At 42.1% G+C, this 7,206-nt stretch carries 4 protein-coding genes; all 4 read right to left on the reverse strand.

Annotation, left to right across the window (positions count from 1 at the left end; translation table 11 throughout):
- Positions 1-4: 4 nt before the first annotated feature.
- Genes ACX1N5_RS10560 through kdpA form a run of 4 tightly spaced genes read right to left on the reverse strand, consistent with a single transcriptional unit; the run spans position 5 to position 7,038 of the window.
- The gene (locus ACX1N5_RS10560; protein WP_458801817.1) at positions 5-2,653 is read right to left on the reverse strand and encodes an ATP-binding protein; all 2,649 of its coding nucleotides are present in this window, start codon (positions 2,651-2,653) and stop codon (positions 5-7) included.
- 13 nt (positions 2,654-2,666) lie between these two features.
- Positions 2,667-3,302 (reverse strand): potassium-transporting ATPase subunit KdpC, encoded by a 636-nt coding sequence (kdpC, locus tag ACX1N5_RS10565; protein ID WP_458801815.1) that lies wholly within the window; start codon positions 3,300-3,302, stop codon positions 2,667-2,669.
- Positions 3,303-3,311: 9 nt separating this feature from the next.
- Positions 3,312-5,324, reverse strand: a complete 2,013-nt coding sequence (gene kdpB / locus ACX1N5_RS10570) for a potassium-transporting ATPase subunit KdpB (RefSeq protein ID WP_458801813.1) — start codon at positions 5,322-5,324, stop codon at positions 3,312-3,314.
- A 16-nt stretch (positions 5,325-5,340) separates the two neighbouring features.
- A complete protein-coding gene (gene kdpA / locus ACX1N5_RS10575) occupies positions 5,341-7,038 on the reverse strand; it encodes a potassium-transporting ATPase subunit KdpA (protein WP_458801811.1) in 1,698 nt (565 codons plus the stop codon).
- Positions 7,039-7,206: the final 168 nt, after the last annotated feature.

Consider the following 7,206-nt stretch of genomic DNA (forward strand, 5'->3'; position numbering starts at 1 on the left):
GTTTTTAGTCCTGATGTAACGGTAATCGTATGCGAATTAAGGTACCTTGACCATCTGTTCCGCCAAAAGCTTCGATACTGCCCATATGAGCGCCAATAATTGCTTTGACAATCGCTAGCCCTAAACCTGTCCCCATTTTCCCTCGATCGCCACGCTGCATGGTATAGAACATATCAAAAATTTGTTCACGTTCATCTTCAGGAATGCCGATCCCCTGATCGATAATGTCAATTTGCAGAAATTGTTCCTCTTGCTGAATCTTTATTTCAATTGGAACATTCTCTGGTGAGAACTTTGCGGCATTTTCCAAGACATTAAAAATGGCTTGTTCAATCAAAGCAGGATGCACATACAATTGAGGAAGTTCTTCCGCCAAAGCAACTTCGATTTTCACCTCAGGCTGATAGCGTTTAAGCCGTTGCATTGCCGAGCCAATCAGTTCATCTACACCGATCCAAGCACGACTCAAAGTCAAACCTTGATGACCTAATCGAGTCATATCCAATAGGTTTTGAATATAACGATCGAGTCGTTCGCCTTCAATGTGAATGGTGTCTAATAATTCATGCCGATCGCTTTCAGGCATTTGTTCGCCATAATATTTAAGCGTATCTGCCGAGCCAATCATCGCGGCTAAGGGTGAACGTAAATCATGTGATACCGAAGAAAGTAAGGCGGAGCGGAGCTTTTCCGTTTCAGCCACCACTCTAGAATTTTCCAACTGTAAAGAAAGCTGAACCCGAGAAACAGTTTGCGCAATATCTTCAATCATCAACTCAGTTAAACGTTGCAATTCAAAACTGATGGTTTGAGCGTTTTGATTAAACCGAATTGCAATCACGCCATATTCTTTCACCAAATTTAACGGAATAAACCACCAATCAGAATTGGTCAGCGTATTGGTAAAGCGTCCACAGGGTTTCGCATTCTTTTGTGTCCAATCTGCGGCTATTTGATCTTTTTCATTTAAAGCAGAGACATCGCCTAAAGACTGATTTTCAACTTTTAACCAGATCGTCGCATTTAATGAAGTTTCCAAATGTTGTTTGGCGACGGTTAATACCTGTTCAATATCCACACATGTCGATAGCTTGCGCTCCAATTCTTGTAATTGTAACGACACTGAATTTGCAGCGCGTAAACTCAACACCTGAGCACGTAATTGATTGGCTAAACGCCCGACCAGTAAGGCTGAAATAATGAACGTGATAATGGTAATCACGCCACGTTCAGCACTAATCATAAAGGTAAAGCGAGGTTCAATAAAAAAGTAGTTATAGAGTAAAAAACAGATGAATACGCTGATAATTGTAATCAACATGCGGGCACGTATCGCAACCAATAATACAGTCACAATAAAAATCAAAGCTAAGTCGCTATACCCAATAAAATGATCACTGATTGCCGCCACAATCAGTCCTAGCAATACAATAATGATACTTTCAAATACTTCGCATCGATTAAAAGCCAAGCCTTGTTCTAGCCAAGATGAATGAGCTGTATCGTTCTGCGGGCTGGTCTGATTATTTTGAGCTTTTAAAGGCTGAACAAAGGTGATTTCAAAAGGGTGCTGTTTTTCTAAAAGTTGGTCAGCAATATGATCTGAAAATAAGCGTTGCCATAGCGATTTTTGAAGGCTCTTGCCAAGTAAAATATTGGATGCACCATAATCATAAGCCGCTTGTAAAATGGTTGATGCAATATGATTGCTATAGAGTAAATAGGTGTCTGCACCAAGCTTACGTGCTAGGTTAAAAGCCTTCGTCACCGTAAAAATTTGTATCGTTTCGGCTTTACTTTTTTGAATCGAAATGACGCTCCACGTTGCATTGCATCTTTCCGCAATCCGATGGGCACGGCGTACCAAATCTTCAGAGAATTCAGAGCCATCTATCGCCAACAGGACATGATTTTGAATCGGAATAATCTGCCCTTGCGCAACAAATTTTTCTCGATAATCAATATCGACCTGCCCTGCAACAGTTTGAATCGCCAGATCGCGTAACGCTGTCAAATTTGCAGCTTTAAAAAAACCTTGCAATGCATGGGGTGCAACATCGGCGAAATAAATCTTGCCATGATTCATTCGTTCTAATAATTCAGGAACAGGTAAATCAACCAGCCGAATATCTTTCAAACGTTTAAGTAATGCATCAGGTACAGTTTCAGTTACCCGAATCCCCGTAATTTGGTAAACCACATCATTGAGGCTTTCCAAATGCTGAATATTTAAGGTGCTATAGACATCAATGCCTGCATCCAACAACTCATTGACATCTTGCCAACGATATTCATGCCGACTATTGGGTACATTACGATGGGCCAACTCATCAACAAGCACAATTTGAGGCTTTAATTTAAGAATGTGGTCGAGATCCATCTCTTCCAACATTCGCCCCTGATATTCCACGGACTTTCTTGGAATAACATTCAGCCCTTGAATCAAACGTTCGGTATCAGATCGACCATGGGTTTCTACGACCCCGACTACCATATGCTGCCCTTGTTGCATCAGCTCATGCGCTCGGGTTAGCATGGCATAGGTTTTCCCAACCCCGGGGGCTGCACCCAAAAAAATAGTCAAACGTCCAGATTGTTCACGTTGACTATGTGCCAACCACGCATCTGCTTTGTTATTGCGGTCAATCTGCATAAGGTCTGTTCTATCAAAGTGTGGTCGATGACAATTGATCTAAGGCTAAATTCAACTGCAACACATTCACTCGCGCTTGCCCATATAAACCAAACTGTGTAGGCTGAATCTGTTGTTGTACCAAATCACGAACTTGTTGCTCAGGTAAATGGCGTTGCTGAGCTATTCGTTTCACCTGTAAAAAAGCACTTTCAGGTGAAATATCTGGGTCGATTCCGCTTCCCGATGCAGTCACCATCTCGTTCGGCACTTGTTGCTCAGTAATCTGATTGTTCTGTGCAAACTGTGCGGTTCGTTCCTTGATCTGTTTTTGCAAATCAGGATTGGAGATTGCCAAATTACTGCCTGCCATGCCATCTACACTGTAACTTACCGCACTCGGTCGCCCATGGAAATATGGTTCACTGACAAAATTTTGCCCCACCAAACTTGAGCCCACAACTTGTCCGTTCAGTTCAATTAAGCTGCCATTGGCTTGTTTTGGAAAGATCAACTGTGCAATGGAGACACTTGCTGTAGCGTACAACACGCCTGCAATAAAGAAACCAACCGCAACCAAACCGAGACTTGGGCGTAAAACCGAATGAACGAGATTCGATAATTGAAGATTTTGTTGATTGAATTGCTCATGCTTCAATAAATTATTCATCTTTAACTCCTAAATCCACAATGACACAACAAGGTCAATTAACTTGATCGCAATAAACGGAAAGATCACTCCACCCACCCCATAAATCAACATATTACGGCGTAGCAATTGCAAAGCACTGGCTGGTTTAAACTGTACCCCTCTTAATGCCAATGGGATCAGCATTGGAATGATTAAGGCATTAAAAATCAATGCTGAAATCACAGCACTGCTTGGGCTACCGAGTTGTAGAATATTCAATACCCCAAGTTGAGGAATCGCCACCGCAAACAAGGCTGGTAAGATGACAAAATACTTGGATACGTCATTTGCCAACGAAAAGGTGGTTAAGGCGCCACGAGTGATGAGTTGCTGCTTACCAATCTCGACCACATCCAGTAATTTGGTTGGATCTGAGTCCAAGTCCACCATATTGCCTGCCTCCTTCGCAGCCTGAGTACCTGAATTCATGGCTAAACCAATATCTGCCTGCGCCAAAGCAGGTGCATCGTTGGTACCATCACCCACCATAGCGACCAATTTCCCTGCTGCTTGCTCGTTACGAATGCAAGCTAATTTGTCCTCAGGTCTCGCCTCCGCAATATAATCATCCACCCCTGCTTCAGCAGCAATCGCAGCCGCAGTCAAAGGATTGTCTCCTGTGACCATAATGGTTTTGATGCCCATTTCACGTAGCAGCGCAAAGCGATCTTTAATCCCTTGCTTGATTACATCAGAAAGTTCAATCACACCTAAAATATTGTGATTTGAAGAAACCACCAATGGCGTTGCACCTTTAGAAGCAACTTGCTCTACACGGGTTTTAAGCTCAACATTGTCTTTGATTTCTTGATTGGTAAAGTTAAGGATGGCATCGACAGCACCTTTACGAATCTTTTGTCCTGTGACTAAATCCACACCCGATAACCGTGTTGAAGCACTAAACTGAATGAATTCGGCATCTTTTGGCTCTTGGATGCTTTCACCTAATTCTTTCCCAAGGCTGATTACCGACTTACCTTCAGGGGTTGGATCAGCAAAGGAAGTGAGCATTGCTGCTTGACGTAACTCACTTGGTGTCACACCTGCCAATGGATAAAAAGCAGTGGCTTGGCGGTCTCCATAAGTGATCGTGCCTGTTTTATCCAACAGTAGCACATCAATATCACCCGCAACTTCAACCGCTTTACCTGATTTAGCTAATACGTTGGCTTTTAAAGCACGGTTCATCCCTGCAATCCCAATCGCAGGCAACAAACCGCCAATCGTGGTTGGAATTAAACACACCAACAGTGCAATCAGCAAAACCATACTGATTTTAATCCCTACCATTGAACCAATAAAAGGTAAGGTTGCCACCACCACAATAAATGTGATGGTCATGATATTCAGTAAGATACTTAGTGCAATCTCATTCGGTGTTTTCTGGCGATTGGCACCTTCAACCAAGGCAATCATACGGTCTAAGAAGCTATGCCCCACTTCATTACTGACTCGAATAATAATTTCATCGGACAAGACTTTAGTGCCCCCAATCACGCCTGAACGATCCGTATTCGCTTCTCGCAGTACGGGTGCAGACTCACCTGTGACAGCCGATTCATTGATCGTGGCAAAGCCTTGAATAATCTCACCATCCGCAGGAACAATTTCACCTGCTTTGACGACGACTAGATCATCTTTTTTGAGCAGGTTTGCAGAAATCGTATTCGGCACAGCATTTAAATCTAGAATATGATTTGCGGTTAAGTTTTCACGAGCCTGACGTAAAGATGCAGCTTGTCCACGTCCTTTGGCTTCTGCGACCGCTTCAGCATAATTGGCGAATAATACCGTGACCAATAAAATCAAGCTTAGGACTAAGCCAAAAACTAAGCTGGTATTTCCCATCAACGTTGCAATGATGGTTAACACTGCTCCAATCCATACGCATGCCATGACTGGATTTTTAAAAGCATGTTGAGGCAGCAATTTATAAAAAGTTTGCTGAATAATTTCTTTATTCAAAATATCCATGTGTTGTGTCGCATTTGAATGTTTCATTGTGCTTGCTCCACGCTTAAACTTTTATCGATAAATAGTCAGCAATTGGTCCAATCACTAACACTGGCATAAATTGCAATAAGGTGAGAATCAACACGATTCCGATTAAGGTTAGTGCAAAGGTTGGTGACTCGATCTGTAAAGATCCCTTACTTTCTGCTGCTTGAGGTTTGGTTGCCAAACTGACTGCAATCAATACAGGAATCATCAATACGCTATAACGACCTGCCAACAAAGCTACGCTGGTACTGAGATTCCACCATATTGTGTTATCAGCCAAGCCTTCGAAACCAGAACCATTGTTAGCAAAAGCAGAGACATACTCATAAAACACTTGGCTAATGCCATGAAAAGCTGGATTTGAATTACCTGTAATCGATGGAAATGCAATCGCAATCGCAGTCAGTCCAAGAATCACCACAGGTTGTAATAAAATCACGAAGGCCAATAACTTAATTTCTGTGACTTCAATTTTCCGTCCAAACAGTTCAGGGGTACGTCCTGTCATCAAGCCTGCGATAAATACCGCCAGAAATAGATAAATAAAGAACTGCAATAGACCACAACCAATCCCGCCCCAGATCGCATTGATCAACATATTGCACAGTTCAACCAAGCCTGTGAGCGGTGAAGCTGAATCATGCATCATATTGACCGAGCCGTTATTGACTTGTGTGGTTAAACTTCCCCACAGTGCAGAAGCATCCGTACCAAAGCGAGTTTCCTTACCTTCCATCAATGCCATATTTGGCATTAGTGAAGATTTTTCAGCCCACAAGGTCAATAGCGTTGAAGAAAGTGACATCAACAACATGCTACTAAAAATCATCCACATCAATTTTTTACGTTGGATAAAGCGACCAATCATAAATACGACAGAAAGTGGAATAAGTAATATTGCAATCATTTCAAGCACATTAGACAATGGCGTTGGATTCTCTAAAGGCACACTACTGTTTGGCCCATACCACCCCCCACCGTTACTGCCCAGTTGCTTGATCGCAACCATTGGTGCGACTGGACCAAGTGGAATATGTTGAGTTTTAACTTCCACAGTTTGATCCAATACTTGTGCTGTTGGACCCGCAGACAGGGTTGATGGAACGCCTTGAAAGGTCAAAAGCAAAGAAAAAATCAAGCCGAGTGGAATGAAAAACCGAAATAAGGGGCGGATGATATCCATCCAGTAATTACCTAAGTTAATCGTACTCCAGTCTTTCTTATCCGCACCTTCTGCTCTCCCTGATTGTAGGAATAAAGCTCTCAACATCGCTGCAAGCAATCCTAAGCCAATAATCGGTGACAAATATTGCAAACCAACAATTGCAGTCATTTGTGCAAAATAAGATAGTTGTGCTTGTCCTGAATAATGTTGCTGATCGGTATTGGTCAAGAAGGAAATCGTTGTATGTATAGCCAAGTCCCATTTCATATTTGGAATATGATCAGGATTGAATGGCAACCATGCTTGAGTCATAAAAACTGCAACACTAGCCACTAACAACAAAGCATTACTTAGTACAAAAGCACTAAAATATTGCCGCCAGTTCATGCCTACTTGTTTCACGCCAAGCACAGTGTAAATCGGCTGCTCAATCCATTTAAATAATCGATCACTTTTCATTGGCCTTGCTTGCATGACATCAGCAAGATAAGCACCTAGCGGATAAGCCAGCAGCAAGGAAAGGACAAATACAGAGATAAATTCCCACATAGCAAATGCCATTTAAAAATAGGTCAACTTTAGTATGGGAAGTGAGACCGTAAATTTTCTATATTGAAAAAACCAGTAAGCGTAAATTTTTCGTAAAAAAATTCCCCTCTTTACAAAAGGAGAAGAGAGTTGTGCCATCATGAATTAAAAATTAAGAGGCAAAAAAGC

The sequence above is a fragment of the Acinetobacter sp. ANC 4636 genome (assembly GCF_054454555.1).